We start from the raw sequence: 17,323 nt of genomic DNA on the forward strand, positions 1-17,323 counted from the left end.
CGACACCAGATGAAAGTGAGCACCTGTGTCAACCCAAATGATGCAACGAACCTATTGTGACCCCTACATCATCGCTGAGATTGGCGTGAACCATGAGGGTTCGCTCGATCGCGCCAAACGAATGATTGACGGTGTTGCACGTGCGGGCGGTCATGCCGCCAAGTTCCAGACCTACAAGGCCGCAACTTTGGCAAGTAAGACGACCAGCCCGGCCTATTGGGACACGAGCAAAGAGTCGACACCGTCACAGTTCGAGTTGTTCAGTAAGTATGACTCTTTTGGCGAAAAAGAATATCTAGCTCTGGCCCAGCACTGTGCCGATAATGGAATCGACTTCCTCTCAACGCCATTCGACTTGACCTCAGTCAGCTTCTTGGCTCCACTCATGCCGGCAATAAAAATCGCCTCAGCCGACCTCACTAATATTCCACTTCTCAGAGAGGTCGCAGCAACGGGGAGCCCCGTTATCATGTCCGTGGGTGCATCGACTTTCGATGAAATAGACCGCTCTGTCGATGTGCTAAAGACAAGCGGAGCAGCAGAGATTTGTCTCCTGCACTGCGTGCTGAAATACCCTACTCCGTCTGAAGATGCGAATCTCCGAGTTATAAGCTCTCTGACTGCTCGATATGGTGATACCGCGACTATCGGATACTCTGATCATGTTGCACCTGAAGCAGACGGCAGCGTCCCCGCACTGCTGCTGGCAAGCGCCTTGGGTGCTCGTGTTCTGGAGAAACATTTTACAGATGACCGGACAGCACCCGGAAACGACCATTATCATGCCTTCGATGAAAAAGGGCTCCTCCATTTTACCCAAGCGCTGAAGGAGCAACGCGAACTCGCGGGGTCGGACGCCCCAGATATTGATTCTCAGCGCTCGGCTATCGCGAATGCGCGCCGACGAATATTCCTGGCACGGGACCTTCACGCAGGGGAAGTGATCGCGCCGGAGGCACTTATCCCGCTCAGAGCCGATGATGGGATCGAGATTGCTGAATGGGATTCAGTTGTTGGCAGGCGAATACGCTGTGCGCGTTTTGCTGGGGATCCGCTAAATGTAGACGATATCGAGTAATCCTTTAGAGTTCCGTCGCATAGACCTCGAATTCAAGGTGAATCACAAGGCTATATCGAGCCATATGCGACTCATGAGTGAGAGGGGTGAGTAGGGGGCAGCAGACGATAGCTGTATACAGTTGCAGAGGTCGTGCCGTTGAAGGGAAACAGGTAACGCCAACCACGGCGGAAGTCGGACTGTGGAGTTATCAGATGCAGCACCTAGTTCGTGACTCTTCGATAGGTGTCAGTAGGCGCTTTTCGTTCCTTATAGCAAGAATATGCCTCATCTGGTAGGGATGTGCAAATGCGCATCACTAGTCACACCTCAAAGTGATGACCTTCGAAATCAAAGCGATTGCCCCACAAGCATGACCCTCATATATGGATCGATGCTCGTATGGAACCAACCCCATGACGGTGTCTTTGGAAATAGAAGAATGGTGCAGAATGAACGAATGTATCGAATTGATAGTGGTGGAGATGGAGACTCGACGGGAATGTTCATGCAGAAGCAAGAAATGAGAGTTCTCGTTGCGACTCATAAACCCTATTGGATGCCGCGCGATGACCTCTATCTTCCCATTCAAGTGGGGGCCGCTGTACCGGGTCGGGCGCCAGTGCCGAATACTGTCGCGGACAATAATGGGATAAACATCAGTGCGAAGAATCCAAGCTATTGTGAGCTGACAGCGCTCTACTGGGCTTGGAAGAATTATGCGGTGCCATACATCGGGCTCGCGCACTATCGCAGGTACTTTCGCGGTCATGGCGAACGAAAAATCGCGCAAAAAAAAGACTTGGCTAGGCGCCTAGCTCCCGATACGGTACTAGTGCCCAAAAGGCGAAGATACTATATCGAAACCGTATACAATCACTATGTTCATGCTCATCACAGCGCGCCGATGGATCTCGCGCTGGATATCATTCGTAGGGACTACCCAGGACAAGTTGAAGCAAGCGAAAGGGTTATGAACCGAACTTGGCTATATCTATTCAATATGTTCGTAATGTCTAAGCAGAACTTCGATGCATATTGCGAATGGTTATTCGCAATCCTCGAGGAGATAGAATCTCGAATTGATACATCACACTGGTCTGCCTATGAGACGCGAATGCCAGGCTTTTTAAGCGAACGATTGTTCAATATATGGCTGGAAGCCAGGGATGACCTAGCAATTGTCGAATGCCCGTACGTCACCCTTGAGAAACAGCATACCGTGGCGAAAGTTGTGAACGTTATTCGAAGGAAGGTCGATCGCCGCAACATGGGAGCGGGGGAGGCCCCCTGAGTAAGAGCTGAAAGAAATAAAGGGACAGACAGGAATTGGAGTAAGCATGCCGGGCAACGAGATGGTCGTCTCAGTCATAATTCCGTTCTATAATATCGCGGATTCTGTGCAGTACTGTGTCAAGGCGATTGGCGAGCAAACTTATTCGTCACTTGAGATTATCTGCGTAGACGACGGTTCAACCGATGAAACCAGCCAAATACTTGATTCTATGGCAAGTTATGATTCAAGGATCCGAGTATTCCACAATAAAAACGGAGGTCTCTCAGCCGCGAGAAATTTCGGAATTTCCCAGGCCACAGGAGACTACATTACGTTCGTAGACGGTGACGATCTAGTCAGCCCCATCTATATCGAGTCGCTCATTCGGGGCGGGAAAATCGACGACGTTGCGCTTGTATACGGACGTGCAAAGACGATCAGTTATGAATGGGCAAAGAGGGGGCAAATCGATTGGGACAACGATGTCACGTACACCGTGCTCAATGAGCGCCAACTATACGAGATGTTCATGTATGAAGAGGTTCTTCCGAGTGCTTGGGCTAGACTGGTGCCGCGTGCATGCTATGATGACAAATGGTTTCCTGTAGGTCACATCTACGAAGAGATTTCGACGATCGGTAAGTTGGTCGCATCGGGATCTCCGCACGTACTGATCAACGAACCGATCTATGGTTACGTGATGAGACAGGATTCGATAGTGCATAAAAGAGAAGTCCGCCCATCTCAAGTGCGTGACTACATAACGGCGCTCAAGGCGTTCGAAGAGTATGCCTATCGATATGTTCCCTCAACTAGCGCTGCGGCAGTATTCTTTAGGAGCCTTCACTACTCTAGGATTGTCAGGCTCATGGGGAAGGCCAGCAATGTGAAGGTTTCTAGGTGGCGTCAACCTGCTTGTCATTTTCTTCAGGAAATACGAGACAATATCTCGTCTCTCCTTAGAGATCGCCGAGTCTCAATTGGAAATAAGATTCGTTTTATAGTCATCGCGTACTGGCCTTCACAATACGAAAGACTGATCGGGATATATGAAAAATATGTGAGCCGGACAATCTAATGGTAGCTTTGGAATTAGGGTAGATCCTGTGGTATCAATAGGAAAAGTGTTACGAGAGGCCTCAAAGTACAGTATACCTACTGTGATGTCTGCGGTTCTGTCGGTGGTTCTGATACCGTTTATCTCACGATCGTACCCCGCGGAGCAGTACGGGATCATAAACGTATTCTATACCGTCGGAAACAGCATAATGATGTTCAGTCTCTTGGGGCTTGACAATGCAGTATTGCGGTTCTATCAAGCTCCTCTACCAGGGCTCACCAACAGGCGCGCTGTCAGTATTTCCCTCGGAGTGGCTGAATGTATCATTCTGTCTATTACTGTCTTGGCTGCGGTGTTTTGGCCTACTGAGATTTCTGTTTTTCTCTTCGGTGAGTACAATAGGCTAGGGATTCTAGAACTCGGTCTCTTCGCAGCTGCGCTGGTCATGTTTCGATTGCTCAGTATAGTGACGCGTCAGGAATTCAACGCAAAAGGATATAATGTACAGCAAATCGCGCTGACATTGTCCACAAAGGTGCTGTTCGTTGTAGGTTTGTTACTCTCTACCGGGTACATGAGCTCGATTACCATGATGACCCTCTGGACTGTATCATTCGCGCTTTTGTTCTCGACTGGATTTGCGCGTAAATACGTTACTTGGTCTTTCAAACGCGTCCCGAGTTCCTCGCTGAACGCCTTTCTCCGGTTTGCGTTGCCAACTATGCCAGCGGCTTTGCTGGTCTGGCTGAATACATCGATCGCTAAGTTAATAATGGCCGGTCTGGGAGATTTTCAAGGAGCGGGAGTATTCGCACTAGCATTCACAATTGCTAACGCATTTTCTGTGATTCCTGCTGCGTTTTCAATTTACTGGTCGCCGTTCGTCTACAAGCATTACGCAGCGGAACAAGACTTGATCAAGCGGATGCAAGATCTTATCACGGGCATCACCCTGTTCCTGGTTTTGATGTTCCTTTGTTTCCAAGATCTGATCTACTTGCTGGTAGGCCAAGAGTATGAAAGCTCGCAGTCATACTTCATGCTAATCATGCTCGTCCCAATTCAGCTACTTCTCGTAGAGACGGTGGGGTATGGGATCTACTTGAGGAACAAGAGTTATCTGCGCCTAGTTGTTGTCGCCATTGCTGCACTCATCAATCTTTTCTTATGTCTTCTGTTTATCCCTATCTGGGGAAGTTTGGGAGCGGCAATTGCACTTGGTGGATCTTCTGTCGTCATGCTTTGGGGAAGCTACTATTTTGGCCAGAGGTACTATGTTAGCGTCAAGAATGTGCATCGCACACGCATCGTGTATTGGCTGGTGATTCTGCTCTGCGGCTCTAACTACTGGGGAGCTCATAACCACTGGTTGCGCACGGTACTAGTTTTCATAGGTGCAGGAGTAGGTGCTCTCCTTTACGGTAGGGCTGGATTGGCGTGGTTCTCTGCATCCCGTATTTCAAAAAGAAGGAACAATGGAGCGTAATGGAAGTTATCGCATTTTTCGAACATAAAGTTCGAGAGCTAGCGGCTCTGAGACGGCTAAGGTCCGAGTTGCAGAAACGTGGAGATACTGTCTCTATCTATTCGATCGCATTCGAATGGTCTGACGCTTATGCATCAGCCAAAAAACATGGTATTGATGTCCTACTTGTGCCGTGGTGCTATAGGGCCGATCAGTTTTGGCGCTTTTCTCCATTTTACGAGCTAAACCCAGAGTTGAAGATGATAAATCTTCATCATGAGCAGATTACCCCTCAACTCACTAAAAATGTTCTACTGCCTAGAGATCAAATTGCTTGTGAGTACCCATGGCACTTCAGCTGGACGGAGTATTTTAGGGACTTGCTCATTTCGGCCGGAGTAGACGAAAGTCGAATTCGGGTCGTCGGGAATCTACGTCTTGAGCCCACAGCTTCCGATTGTGAACGGTTCAGTACCCGCGCCTCCTTTGCTGAAAGGTATCATCTAGATACCTCGAAGAAATGGATTCTCTATGCAGAATCTCGGAGAATCGACGCGATCAGTTTGGAAAAGATTGGGAACGATCTTACCGTACTATCAGATGTTTCCGTAGCTGATTGTGAACGTTATTTTGAGCGCTGGAAGCTTTCCTTGCGTCGTACGATTGATCAGATTAAGTCGTTGCCGAGTTCTTTTTTCGATGAATTCGAGATAATCTATCGTCCGCATCCTGGGTCGACTATCGACTTTAGTCTTGGCGAATATGCTCGGATCATATCAGACGGACCAATAGCCCCTTGGATCAACAGTTCGGATGTATTTTGCACTTGGCAAAGTACGTCAGCATTCGAGGCTGACATGGCAGGACTTCCAGTATTCTTTCATGAATCTGTCCCGATCCCCGAATCTGAGCGCATGCCTGGCGTTAGTGATTACTACGCAATTCATAATATCGACGAGATCAACTCTGCATCAATCGAGAAGTGCCTGTTAAGTCGAGAGCAGGATCCGATTTTCACTCGTTACGTTGGTAGGTGGAATCCGGATGCTGATCATCATTACGCAGATGCAGTTCATGGTGTCGCTGCTCTGGCTGAATCAAAGAGCATAGTTCCATACAACAGAGTCTGGAAAATGAAAATGTGGGGATCTGAACTCGTGATTCGTTTTTTGAAACGTTACTCATTGATAAGGAAGTTGCACTGGCCTAAGACCGCATCCATGATGTATGACGATATTCCATTCGGCGATAAATCGTGCATCGATCTACATCGTTGATCTTGCTCAATATGAATATGACAATGGGGCTCTCGACACCCAGAAGCGCGAAGCGTAGAGAATCCTGGTTTCTTGGCGGGTTGAGCCTTTGGCTGCTCGCGAAGGTGCTTCGTTACTCTATGTTTGTAGTTGAAACGCCTCAGCTCGAGCTGGTGTTCGTGGGAGTTGAATTCCTCGCCTTAGTAATTCTCATTTTATTCGAGCTGATTTTCAATTTTTCGCAAGCTTCAAAGGTGCTCACGATATTCGTCATCTTGCTGTTGACCGTCGTCATAACGATGACAACCGGATACTTTTACTTGGCTGAAAGCGCCCTTATAATTGTCGTATCGCGCAACTGTAATTTGCGGTCAATTCTTCGTATCGCTTTTTGGACTTTGTGTATCGCTGTTGCGGTAGTTGTACTGACCTCTTTGGCTGGAATAATTCCGAACTATATCTTCACTTGGGGAGAACGAGTCAGGTTGGGGTTAGGATTCAAGTATGCTACATATGTTCCAGCTTTCGCGTTCGCGTTGATCGCTCTATATGGGTATCTTCAGTTCGAATATCTGAAACTGAGTTATTTGCTTTCCGCATTTTTCATCGAGGCCATTTTATTCTACTACACGGATACTCGTTTTCTAGCTGTCTTGGGCGCAGTTGGCGCGTTGTTTATGTTTATAGTTTCGAGATTCGTGATGCGTGATTCAAGAGTACTTCGGTTGTTGTGGATCACGCCTGCTTTATTTCTCGTTTTTCTTATCGGATCTTACTGGTTGGCAGTCATGTATGATCCGGGGAGCAACTCGTATAATTCGTTGAATGTCCTACTCAGCGATAGGCTCGCCTTGGGCCAAGCGGCGATATCAGACTGGGGTATTGCGTTGTGGGGACAAGAAGTTGAATACAATGCAATTACGTGGAACAGTGGTGTGCCAAGTCTACCTGACACCGTTAACGTCGTGGACTCATCATATTTGAGTGCCTTGTTGCTCTTTGGGCCAGTTGTCTCAACTGCAATTTTTTCTTGTCTAACTATGCTGGCAGTAAATGGCTGTCGGCGCAAAGATTGGGGGCTGGTCATAGGCCTGTTGCTTATGGCGATCATGGGGCTGTTTGAGCCTCGGCTCCTTCTTTTAGAGTACAATCCGTTCTTATTGTGCTTCGGGCCTTTATTCCTTCGTGCGAAGTCGAAACCAAACATTGCCGACTCCCGCGTGGTATATCGAGGCGGGTGAAGTCTGTAAGTTCACTCGGTCTGCTGAAGGTTTGGTTGGCTGTTTTCCTTATGCTGCGGTTGCAGTTGGTTGATAGGACAGTGTCAGGTGGCACCGTTTTTCTCTTTAGGCACACAGCGATTCACGTTGGCGAGTGTTCGCGGGAGCAGTGGGAACAGAGGCGCTTCATCCAGCATTTACATCTTGGGGCCGCTTCGAAGCGGTCGCAAGAAGAACGCCAATGAACCCCCCGAAACTATTCATCGCCACATCAAATATGGAGGCGAAACGCTCGGGCAGTAGCAGCCCCTGACCGAGCTCAATAGTGACTGACACGGCTACGCAGCACAGTACGGCGACCCAAGCGAGACGGCGGGGCAGAAGCAGCGCGATCAGCAGGCCAGCTGGAATGAATAGCAGTACGTTCGCCGTGCGTTCCACGAAGGAGTAGTTGAGAAAGCCTGGTGCTCCGTGGGCGTGAAGCCACGCGAGAACGTGAAATAGTGTTCCATCGAGATCTCGGTCAACAGGTGTGGGCCAGAACGCGATGAAGCCAAGCGTCACCACATAAGCGGCTAGAGCAACGCTGACCCAAGCCCTGTGGCTGGGCGTGGGACTACGAGCGTGCGATTGGCGCATCCATTCATGCTACGCGGGGTAAAGCCTATCGGCGCGGTAAGCTGAAGCGCATGCCCAAGCACCAAGAGAAATCTCGAGCAACGCAACGACATCGAGGCGAGAAACGACGTCGCCGCTGGCCGTGGGTCGTTGGGGCTATCGTGCTGCTGGGGCTCCTTCTCGGTATCGCAGGGGCGGTCATCGCGACCAGTGCACTCAGCGCCCGAGACCACTTGCAGGCTGCGAAATCCAACTTGAGCAGGGTCTCGGATCTTTACAAGGCGGGTGACCGCGATGGCGCAAAAGCCCAGTACGTCAGCGCGCGAAACGAAGCCAGTGCAGCCTCTGACGATGTCTCTGGATGGTTGTGGTCTGCCGGGCAGGTGACTCCTTGGGCAGGGAGCAACCTCACTGCAGTGCGAACTGTCGCTGATCAGACGGCTGGAGTGCTGACTGATGCGCAGCCTCTGGCCGAGGCCGCGTTCGCGCTCAACCCGGATGAGCTCGTTCACGACGGGGCCTTAGATCTCGATTCTCTGACATCGTTGATCGGGCAGCTGGATCCGCTGGATGCCCGACTGGAGGACGCCAAGCAGGCGCTTGACGCGGTGAACACGGATGGGTTGGTTTCACAGGTTGCCGACGGGGTGACCCAGTTGCGCGATCAGGTGGATTCGCTGCAGCCAGGAGTGCAGCGAGCAGCAGATCTTGGACAGTATCTTCCGACCTTGCTTGGCAGTGACGGGCCGAAGAACTACCTGTTGCTCTTCCAGAACAATGCAGAGGTGCGAGCGCTTGGTGGAAACCCTGCTTCTCTGATGCTGCTGACCGTGGACAACGGACGACTTGAGATCAGCGACCAAAAGTCGAGTGGTGATTTCTCGAATGGGCGTGCCACGCCTATCGCAGACATAAACGAAGATACGTACAGCGTGTTCATCTCGAACGTGGCTCGCTATGAAATGGACATGACCGGCTTGCCCGACCTACCGCAAGTTGCCACGTTAGCTCAGGCCTGGTGGAAGGACGCTGGAGGGACGCAGCAGATCGATGGTGTGATGACGTTTGATCCGGTTGGGCTCAGCTATCTGCTTCGCGCGACTGGGCCGGTCACATTGCAGAACGGCGATGTGCTGACCTCAGACAATGTTGTGCAGGCGGTGCTCAGCGACGTGTACGCGAAGTATTCGCTGCCCGCCGCTCAAGATGCGTACTTTGCGGCAGCGGCTGCGTCGGTGTTCGACGCGTTGACGGACCAGCCGGTGGATGCGCAAAAGCTCGTTGAAGCACTCGGGCAGTCAGTCGACGAACGCCGCCTGCTGTTCTGGAGCGCTGACGAGAACGTGCAAAATGCACTCTCTGACAACAGTGACCTGCAAGGGGTTATTCCGGAAGACGGTACAGGGGCTGACGACACGACCTCGGTCGGCGTCTATCTCTGGGACACTACCGGCTCGAAGATCGATTACCACGTGCGTAACGACAATGACCTAGTCAAGAAAGTCTGCCAGAGTAGTGGAACGACAACGTATAGCGTCGACATCTCGCTGACCTCAACCATCACACCGGAGGAAGCGCAGCAGTTGCCGGCGTATGTGCTGCCAGACGGGCCAAAAGCGGCCCAACGCTTCGGCACGGACATCTACGTCTTTGGGCCGCAAGGCAGCACCTTCGCTGGCATGGAAGTGATCAGCGGTGGGCTTGACCAAGGAGTTCGACAGGAAGGTGCGACCTTGGGGCGGCCGGCGGTGCGAATCGGTACACAGATGGCGTTCGGCACTACGACAACGGTTCGGGTGACTTTCACGGCGCCCACCGCAGCCAACGACCTCTCGACCCTCAACCTGCTGACTACGCCGATGGTGCAGCCAGTCGGCGCGAAGGCCTCAACCACTGACGAGTGTGAGTAATGCCTAAGTCAGTTGTGCAGAAAAAGTCGGCTAAACTGCCTGAGACCATAGAGGGGGTTGCCGCGTGACGGTACAGGAGTACTGGAAGATCGCCCGACGATACTGGATGCTGATCGTCGGGGCGCTGATCGCTGGCGTGGTATTGGCGACAGCGGTGACGCTCTTCATGCCCAAGAAATATCAAGCGACGGCAAGCGGGTTCATTTCGGTTCCCGCCTCGCAAGAAACAGCTTCAGGCTCCGTCTCGGCAGATACTTATGCCAAGTCGCGGGCCAAATCGTATGTGGAACTGGGGCAGAGTAAGTCCGTAGCGGAAAAAGTCATCTCTCGGCTCGGATTGACCACGACACCGGCAGCGCTGCTGGGGCAAGTCTCGGTGACTGCACCTACCAACACTGTGACCATTCAAGTCACTGCGACTGCGCGCACCGCCCAGGCATCAGCGGATTTGGCCAATGCATGGATTGATGAACTGACCGAGCAGATTAACGAAGTTGAATCTGCATGGAAGCAGACTGGCACTGAGGGCAGCGAAACCCCCGTGTCGACTCTGGTCACGTATGACGAGGCGACTGCGCCGACCTCAGCGAGCTCTCCGAAACTCATGCTGAACGTCGCCATTGGCGGGTTGGCCGGGCTCGTACTCGGTGCAGGTGCGGCAATTGCCCTCACCGTCTTCGACCGCCGCCTGCGCAGCGCCGAAGCCATCACCGAACAATTCGATGTGGCGATTATGGGCAAGCTGCCCGAGACGAACTGGTTCACGAAGCACAAGTCCCGGCTGCTCGCAGAAGAGACACAACACAGTCGCACGAAGGGCGACGCAACCACGGCGTTCCGCGAGGCACTGCGCGAACTGCGCACGAACATCCAATATGTCGACGTGGATCATCCAGTTCGGGCACTCATGGTGACTTCATCGTTGCCCGGCGAAGGCAAATCAACGGTGGCTGCAAACTTGGCTGTCGCACTCGCTGATGCAGGAGAGACAGTCGTACTGATCGATGGTGACCTGCGTCGCCCCACGGTGGCCAAGACCTTCGGCCTGTCATCAGGTGCCGGTGTGACCGATGTACTCGCCGGGCGAGCCGAGTTGGGAGCAGTGCTGCAGCGCTGGCGTTTAGGCACGGAGCTGTACTTGCTGCCGGCAGGGCATTTGCCGCCGAACCCGAGTGAGCTTCTCGGCTCTGATGCGATGACTGACCTGCTGCGTGAGCTCTCGGGGTATGCAATTATCTTGATCGATGCTCCGCCCACGTTGCCAGTAACCGACGCTGCCGTGCTGAGCACCAAAGTCGATGGCGTGATTGTCGCGGTAGTCGCAGGCAAGACCACCAGTGACCAGCTCGGCACGACGCTTGAGCATCTGCACCGAGTCAAGGCCAACATCTATGGCGTGGTACTCAACCGTGTGCCGACCAAGGGTATCGACTCTGAAGGGTATGGCTATTACTCCAGCGGGTACACCTCCAACGCTCCGGCAAAGCCCGTGACCGTAGAACGGGTGGCCCCTCTGCGCGCAGATGTGACTGCCGATGGGCGGTTACGAGTCACCCCCGATGCCACCGCAGCGCAGGCTCCGGTGAAGTCTTCCGCCCGGCCACCGCGTGCAGAGCACGCAGACAAAGACTTGAGCTTTGATGATCTTCTAGCATTCTCCAAGGATGAGAACTGAGCATGCCGACTCGACGCTCTTTGCGTGCGCAGGAGCGAGCGAAACAGCAGCAACCGACTGGGCCAAGAAGGTTTCTGACACCCGGGCACTCCCTTTCTCGAGACGATGCTTCTGAGCTGCAGGATGAACACGCACGGCGATTTCGAGTGCTCACCGTCTGTACTGGCAATATTTGTCGCTCGCCACTGGCTGAGCTACTCATAGCGAGTCTCGTCGATCCGAAGCAGATCGAAGTGTCAAGCGCAGGGACAGGTGCGCCTGCGGGGTCACCTGTCGACGAGACGGTTGCGGAGCTGGCTAGCCTTCGTGGACTCGACCCCAGCAGACACCGAGCGCGCCGAATCACTGAGGAGATCATCGCTGGTAGCGATCTCGTGTTGGCGCTGACGGAACGGCACCGAGAGCGCGTGGTGGCGCTGCATCCGGCTGCGATTGGCCAGGCATTTACGCTGCGTGAGTATGCGACGATCGTCTTGGCCATCCAACGTGGCGTGGCAGCGGGGATTACTGAGGTGCCGAGCGGCCCGGAAGGATGGCGTGCATTGGCGGGAGACCTGCGCTCGTCAGTGCGACGTGCTGCACAGCAACGTGGGGATTCAGCCGATTGGCTGGATATCACCGACCCGATCGGTGGCACTCGAGACCTGCATGAGCGAGTCGCTGCTCATATCGAAGCTGCGGTGCAGGCAGTGGTGCCCGCATTGCGCTATAGCGCTGACCGTTAGTAGCCTCTCCGGGCCTCTTGTCGGTTGTCGCCGTACAGCTTTCCCGATAAGCTGGAGAGAGACAGCAGGTGTTTCTAAGGCAAGCCTAAATTACTTGGATGCTGAACTCTGCTGCTGACAGGGGAGGGCGTTTATGGCCGGTGCAAGTGCACTTAGTCTGCAGGGTGTTGAGGTCGCGGCTGCGGGCCGTACCGTGTGCCGTGGTGTCGATCTTGACCTACCTCATGGTGAGATTCACGTGTTGTTCGGCCCTAATGGGTCGGGCAAATCATCTCTGCTGAGCGCGATCATGGGGTTGCCTGGGTATGAGCTCACTGCCGGGCGGGCGCTGCTTGACGGCACAGACCTTACCGAACTCGACTTGGCCGGGCGCGCTCGAGCTGGTCTCGGCATCGCTTATCAGCGGCCCCCTGCGATCAACGGTGTGTCGATCGCGGCGCTCGCCGAATCGCTGGGCGCAACCGGGCATCTTCGCGAAGAAGAAGCCGCTCTCGACTTGGTGAATTTCGAATCGCGCGACGTGAACTCAGGGTTTTCGGGCGGTGAGATCAAACGCTGGGAGATTCTCAAACTGTTCTTGCAACAGCCAGAGGTGTGCCTCTTTGACGAACCCGAGAGCGGTGTTGACCTCGAACACATCGCCGCTGTCGGTGCCGCGATCGAGCGGCTGCTGGCCCAGCCCGCTCCGAGCGGACGCCCCCGATCTGCGCTGATCATCACCCACACCGGGTTCATTCTCGACTACGTGAAAGCGACCACCGGGCACATGATGATCGACGGTCACATCGTCTACTCGGGCCCAGCCGCCGAACTGTTCGACCACATTCGCAACCACGGATACTCGGTGCCGGGCGCATCCGCCGCCTGAACCCGACCCAAGAGAAACGGAGCTCAAAGATGAGTACAGTCGCACTGAACACTCCACTGCCGGTCGCGGTGCAAGACAGCCTCGCCCCGATCGGGTACAGCGACGAAGCACAGCGCGCCGCTACGGTCGTGATCGTCGACCAGAACGTCGGGCATGTCTCGGTGACCGATGCCAACGTTGAAGTGCTGCCGCTTCAAGAGGCGCTGAAGACGCACGACTGGGTGCAAGATCTGCTGTGGAGCCTGATCGCGCCCGAGGAGAATGACGATGTGCGTCGCGTCGCCGAAAGCACAGAGCCGGTGAACGGGCATTTCATTCATGTGAAGGCCGGTGCTGATGTGAAACTCCCCTGCGGGCGTTCACCGTACTTGAGACTCCGCAGGGGCGACAGCACGTGCATAACCTCACCGTGATCGAAGAGGGAGCCCGCGTCGAGGTCGTTTCAGGAGACGCGGTTGCGCCCATCGTGCGCGCCGGTGAGCACGTCTCGATTTCAGAGACCTTCATTCGAAAGGGCGCGGTTTACAACGAGACCAGCTTGGAACACTGGGGCGGCGACATGCAGGTACGCTCCTATTCTCGCACCCTGATCGAAGACGACGCCACGGTCACGACGACGCCTATTGCGCTGCATGGCATCAAACACCATCAAGACGAGGCCAAGGCCGTAGTTGGTCGCAATGCGACCTACAATTCGCAGTCGGTTGTCTATGCACCAGAAGGCACCGAACGCGTCAGCATCAGCGAGCTCGAACTGCTTGATGACGGCGCCAGTGCGGAGAACCTCGCGCGCATGGTCGCCGCCGGAGGGCGCATCGAGCACCATTCCAAACTGGTGGGTACCGGTACCAACACCAAGGGCTACCTGGGCTGCGACGGGCTGAAGATCGATGACCAGGGCTACATCGAATCGGTGCCGTCGCTGCGCGCGATCAACGACCAGTCGCAGTTGTCGCATGAGGCCTCGATCGGCACGATCGACCAAGAGAAGCTCGGCTACCTGATGGTCACGGGGCTCGACGAGGAGGCCGCACGTAACCTCATCATTTCGGGCTTCCTCGACCTTGAAGAAGGCGTACTGCCAGAGTCGGCACGTGAGCAGGTGCGGGGATTTGTCGCCCAGGCGCGATCAGGTGCGCTCTAGAAGTTACTGGAGCGCTCGCTGACGGTCTACAATCGTCAGCGAGGGTGGGAGCCCCCCATCGTCGAGTCAATCTACGAGGTGTTGGGTTTCGTGCTGCCTGGCAAGTGATTTTTGACCCGCACCGGTGGGAGAAAACGCCGCATGGCCTGACTGCGGACTACGAATCTGGAGACGGATCGTGATGATTCACACACTGCGCAAATCGGTATGATTCATAGTGTGAGCTGAGTATCACCTCATGTCTCACAGCCTGATGCGCCCGGGGGAAGACGGCGCGTGAAGAGGGAATCATCATGGAGCTGTCAGCGCTGGAAGTATGGCTGGTTCGGCTGGCTGTGAGCTTCTTTCTGATCGCTGCGGTGACCGTGGTGACGTATTTCGTCTACTCGCGTCGGCGGGCTACCAGCGCGTTGGCAAGCGACGATGTGAAGCTGCGCTATTTCGTGCAACGGCAAGTCGATGCACAAGGGCAGCTCAGCGGGTATGAATGCCTGCTGCGCCAACGCACGGAAGACGGCAGCTGGGTTCTGCCCGCACAGCTCGAGAGTCTGCCGCTGCGCCGCGCCATCGAGTTGCTCGACGACACGTTTGCGGCACTGCCCAGCGAAGCGACCAGACTCTCGATCAACCTCTCCTACGAACAGATTATGAGCTCCGAGTTTCTCTACTTCGTGCGCTGGGCGGTCAGCAAGATTCGGCCGATGCAGCTGGAGATCGAGATGAACGTGCATACCCGTCAGCTCTCGCGCAGGCGTTGGAGATTCCGCCGTCACATTCGCCGCGGCAAGGCCTATGGCATGCAGTTTGCGCTCGACAACATCGGCTCAGACAACAACGACCTCGACCGCATCCAATGGATGCTGCCGCTGATCGATACGCTGAAATGCTCGATGAAGAGCTTTCGCAAGAAAGACCCGTCGGTCTGGCTCGATGTGAACCTGCAGTTCTGGAATGTGTTTGCGCGAGAACACTCCATTCGGCTGGTGCTGATCGGTGTCGAAGATGCTCAAGATCTCGCGCTCGCCGAGCAGCTTGGCATCAGCCTGCGGCAGGGGTTTCTCTTCGATCGCCCGTCTGACCCCGTCGCCGCCCGAGCTGCTCAGACGGTTTCTCCTCAGCCCTCCGCACCTGGCGCGGAGTCAGCCAGCCCGTCTGCTCGGCGGCAGATCTACACAGATCTCTATTTTGAGCCGGGGCACTGGTGGCGCAAGATATGGCAGACCGTTGTCGCACTGGTCGGCTGGTGCGCAGTCATTGTGCCGGTCATCGTGACGGTGCAGAGTTACACTGCCGCGCGAACCGGTTTTGGCACGCCTTTCTGGACGTACTCCGAAGGGCTCTTCGAAATCGAGTTTATCGGCATGATCTTGGCCTTCTGTGCGGTGATTATATTGACCTATACGCTGTCGATGACCATCATCCAAGTGCGTAAGCGGGCACGCTTGGTCGATCAGTGGCCGACTTTCGACCCGATCGAGCGTGATCAACGCAGGGATGCTGTGGCCGCGTTCATGGACCAACGCTTCGGCGATGCCGACTTTCGGCATACCGTGCGCACCTATTGGGTAGAACCCGAGCAGAATCTCGAAACCAATGCGCTGCAGCGGCTGTTCACTCGTCGGCATGCGGCGCAGCGTCGCGGGCTGGGGAAGTCGCGATGATCGACCATGTGCTAGAAGCAGGCCCTTGGGAGACCACTGGGGTTATAGCGCTGCTCATCCTGATCCTCTACCCGGTGCTCGGGTCGTTTTACTGGTCGTTCGGTGCCCTGGCCTATCGTTTTCTGGGGCCGGCGGCCGATGATGACACGTGGGAACAGCTCGCACCCGAGGAGCAGCCCAGGGTCACGATCATGATTCCGGCACACAACGAAGAGCTGATGATCGAGTCGACCATTGTGTATCTGTTCGAGCAGATCAACTACACAAACTACGACGTGCTCGTGCTTGATGACGGGTCAACTGACCGCACTGCTGAGATCGTGCGCACCCTGCAGGTGCGCTATCCACAGCTACGCATGATCTCGATCCGGCACAACAAAGGCAAGGCTCATGCCTTCAACATCGGCATGCACTTTGCCAACAGTGAGTACATTCTGAGTAACGACGCCGACACCGTGCCCGAACCAGATGCGCTGATGAAATACATGCAGTACTTCATTCACGACCGCGATCTGAATACTGCTGCGGTGACGGCGAATATGGATGTGCAGAATCGCACCAAGTTGATCGGCAAGTCGCAAACTGTCGAGTTCTCAAGCATTGTCGGAGTGATCAAGCGCAGTCAGGCGGCAGTCAACGACGCTATGTACGCATACAGCGGCGCAAACACGATGTATCGAAAATCGTTTCTGGTCGATGTGGGCGGTTTTCGGCAGGATCGGGCAACCGAAGACATCAGCATCTCATGGGACCATCAGATGCGCGGAGCAGTGCCGCGATTCGCACCCAACATCATCTTCCACATGAACGTGCCAGAGACGATCCGAGACCTCTATCGACAGCGTCGGCGGTGGGCCCTTGGCGGCACTGAAGTCTGGTTGACGAATATCAAAGAATTCGTATTTCACCCTTGGCGCCATCGGTACCAGTTGTCGATGTTCATTGATACAACCCTGTCGATCCTCTGGTCGTTCTTCTTTCTTATCACTTCGGTGGTCTTCTTCTTGACCTTGATCCTTTTTGCATCGACTGGCAACACAGAACGACTGTTACACGCTATTGAGATGTCGTTCATCTTCGTCACGTTCGAGATGTTTGCCGGCTCGGTGCAGCTGCTGACCGCGCTCATCCTCGACAGCCGAGGAGCCAAATTAAAATACTGGTTCTTCGCCCCGCTCTACATGCTCTTTTTCTGGATGATCAACCCGATCACCATCGTCACGACTTTCCTGCCAGCAGTCGAGTCAGTACTCGGTCTGGGGTCGGGAGTCTGGCGAAGTCCGAAGCGCGTGCAGCTTCTTACCGACGGCGACGAGATGAGGCAGCGGTGCACACTGAATACTGATCTGCGAGCTGAGAGTGACGTGTGGTCTAACCGCTAGAATCAA

15 protein-coding genes are annotated in these 17,323 nt (G+C 54.4%); 14 read left to right on the top strand and 1 reads right to left on the bottom strand.

The window, feature by feature from the left end; genetic code table 11:
- The first annotated feature begins 25 nt into the window (after positions 1–25).
- From G557_RS13085 to G557_RS0110340, 6 genes are all read left to right on the top strand, one after another.
- Entirely contained in the window at positions 26–1,078 is a 1,053-nt protein-coding gene (locus G557_RS13085; protein ID WP_211220548.1) for an N-acetylneuraminate synthase family protein, read from the top strand.
- A 439-nt stretch (positions 1,079–1,517) separates the two neighbouring features.
- Complete coding sequence (locus G557_RS0110325; RefSeq protein WP_169337774.1) at positions 1,518–2,351, top strand: DUF4422 domain-containing protein; 834 nt, start codon at positions 1,518–1,520, stop codon at positions 2,349–2,351.
- A gap of 46 nt (positions 2,352–2,397) precedes the next feature.
- Complete coding sequence (locus G557_RS0110330; protein WP_028245964.1) at positions 2,398–3,411, top strand: glycosyltransferase family 2 protein; 1,014 nt, start codon at positions 2,398–2,400, stop codon at positions 3,409–3,411.
- A 190-nt stretch (positions 3,412–3,601) separates the two neighbouring features.
- The gene (locus G557_RS0110335; RefSeq protein ID WP_169337775.1) at positions 3,602–4,879 is read left to right on the top strand and encodes a polysaccharide biosynthesis C-terminal domain-containing protein; all 1,278 of its coding nucleotides are present in this window, start codon (positions 3,602–3,604) and stop codon (positions 4,877–4,879) included.
- Entirely contained in the window at positions 4,879–6,135 is a 1,257-nt protein-coding gene (locus G557_RS14050) for a hypothetical protein (RefSeq protein ID WP_156877157.1), read from the top strand. Before G557_RS0110335 ends, G557_RS14050 begins: the two co-directional genes overlap by 1 nt.
- Before the next feature lie 119 nt (positions 6,136–6,254).
- Positions 6,255–7,355, top strand: coding sequence for a hypothetical protein (locus G557_RS0110340; RefSeq protein ID WP_169337776.1), 1,101 nt, complete (start codon positions 6,255–6,257; stop codon positions 7,353–7,355).
- 165 nt (positions 7,356–7,520) lie between these two features.
- Here the strand turns inward: G557_RS0110340 and G557_RS0110345 are convergent, their stop codons facing one another.
- Positions 7,521–7,973, bottom strand: a complete 453-nt coding sequence (locus G557_RS0110345; RefSeq protein WP_028245967.1) for a VanZ family protein — start codon at positions 7,971–7,973, stop codon at positions 7,521–7,523.
- A gap of 233 nt (positions 7,974–8,206) precedes the next feature.
- On the opposite strand from G557_RS0110345, the gene G557_RS0110350 reads away from it, so the two are divergent.
- The 8 genes from G557_RS0110350 to G557_RS13105 all read left to right on the top strand — a co-directional run bounded on the left by G557_RS0110350 (position 8,207) and on the right by G557_RS13105 (position 17,317).
- Positions 8,207–9,862 (top strand): DUF4012 domain-containing protein, encoded by a 1,656-nt coding sequence (locus G557_RS0110350; protein WP_169337777.1) that lies wholly within the window; start codon positions 8,207–8,209, stop codon positions 9,860–9,862.
- Positions 9,863–9,926: 64 nt separating this feature from the next.
- The gene (locus tag G557_RS13090; RefSeq protein WP_156877158.1) at positions 9,927–11,537 is read left to right on the top strand and encodes a tyrosine-protein kinase domain-containing protein; all 1,611 of its coding nucleotides are present in this window, start codon (positions 9,927–9,929) and stop codon (positions 11,535–11,537) included.
- A gap of 2 nt (positions 11,538–11,539) precedes the next feature.
- Positions 11,540–12,262 (top strand): arsenate reductase/protein-tyrosine-phosphatase family protein, encoded by a 723-nt coding sequence (locus G557_RS13855; protein ID WP_084627141.1) that lies wholly within the window; start codon positions 11,540–11,542, stop codon positions 12,260–12,262.
- A gap of 133 nt (positions 12,263–12,395) precedes the next feature.
- Positions 12,396–13,130: an ATP-binding cassette domain-containing protein gene (locus G557_RS0110365; protein ID WP_036962116.1), complete on the top strand. Its 735-nt coding sequence runs from the start codon at positions 12,396–12,398 to the stop codon at positions 13,128–13,130.
- Positions 13,131–13,159: 29 nt separating this feature from the next.
- A complete protein-coding gene (locus G557_RS13565; RefSeq protein WP_051225000.1) occupies positions 13,160–13,543 on the top strand; it encodes a hypothetical protein in 384 nt (127 codons plus the stop codon).
- Entirely contained in the window at positions 13,525–14,274 is a 750-nt protein-coding gene (locus G557_RS13095; RefSeq protein WP_169337779.1) for a SufB/SufD family protein, read from the top strand. The genes G557_RS13565 and G557_RS13095 overlap by 19 nt, the downstream gene beginning before the upstream one ends.
- Before the next feature lie 293 nt (positions 14,275–14,567).
- A complete protein-coding gene (locus G557_RS14255) occupies positions 14,568–15,935 on the top strand; it encodes an EAL domain-containing protein (RefSeq protein WP_211220549.1) in 1,368 nt (455 codons plus the stop codon).
- Positions 15,932–17,317: a glycosyltransferase gene (locus G557_RS13105; protein WP_084627143.1), complete on the top strand. Its 1,386-nt coding sequence runs from the start codon at positions 15,932–15,934 to the stop codon at positions 17,315–17,317. Before G557_RS14255 ends, G557_RS13105 begins: the two co-directional genes overlap by 4 nt.
- Positions 17,318–17,323: the final 6 nt, after the last annotated feature.

Origin of the sequence: Pseudoclavibacter soli DSM 23366 (assembly GCF_000423505.1) — a bacterium.
GTDB lineage: Bacteria > Actinomycetota > Actinomycetes > Actinomycetales > Microbacteriaceae > Pseudoclavibacter_A > Pseudoclavibacter_A soli.

Bases quoted from the DNA above. Each gene is read 5' to 3' on its own strand.
- G557_RS0110340 (WP_169337776.1), top strand. From the start codon at position 6,255: ATGTTTGTAGTTGAAACGCCTCAGCTCGAGCTGGTGTTCGTGGGAGTT.
- G557_RS0110330 (WP_028245964.1), top strand. From the start codon at position 2,398: ATGCCGGGCAACGAGATGGTCGTCTCAGTCATAATTCCGTTCTATAAT.
- G557_RS0110335 (WP_169337775.1), top strand. From the start codon at position 3,602: ATGATGTTCAGTCTCTTGGGGCTTGACAATGCAGTATTGCGGTTCTAT.
- G557_RS13565 (WP_051225000.1), top strand. From the start codon at position 13,160: ATGAGTACAGTCGCACTGAACACTCCACTGCCGGTCGCGGTGCAAGAC.
- G557_RS0110345 (WP_028245967.1), bottom strand. From the start codon at position 7,973: ATGCGCCAATCGCACGCTCGTAGTCCCACGCCCAGCCACAGGGCTTGG.
- G557_RS14050 (WP_156877157.1), top strand. From the start codon at position 4,879: ATGGAAGTTATCGCATTTTTCGAACATAAAGTTCGAGAGCTAGCGGCT.
- G557_RS0110325 (WP_169337774.1), top strand. From the start codon at position 1,518: ATGTATCGAATTGATAGTGGTGGAGATGGAGACTCGACGGGAATGTTC.
- G557_RS0110365 (WP_036962116.1), top strand. From the start codon at position 12,396: ATGGCCGGTGCAAGTGCACTTAGTCTGCAGGGTGTTGAGGTCGCGGCT.
- G557_RS13105 (WP_084627143.1), top strand. From the start codon at position 15,932: ATGATCGACCATGTGCTAGAAGCAGGCCCTTGGGAGACCACTGGGGTT.
- G557_RS13855 (WP_084627141.1), top strand. From the start codon at position 11,540: ATGCCGACTCGACGCTCTTTGCGTGCGCAGGAGCGAGCGAAACAGCAG.
- G557_RS14255 (WP_211220549.1), top strand. From the start codon at position 14,568: ATGGAGCTGTCAGCGCTGGAAGTATGGCTGGTTCGGCTGGCTGTGAGC.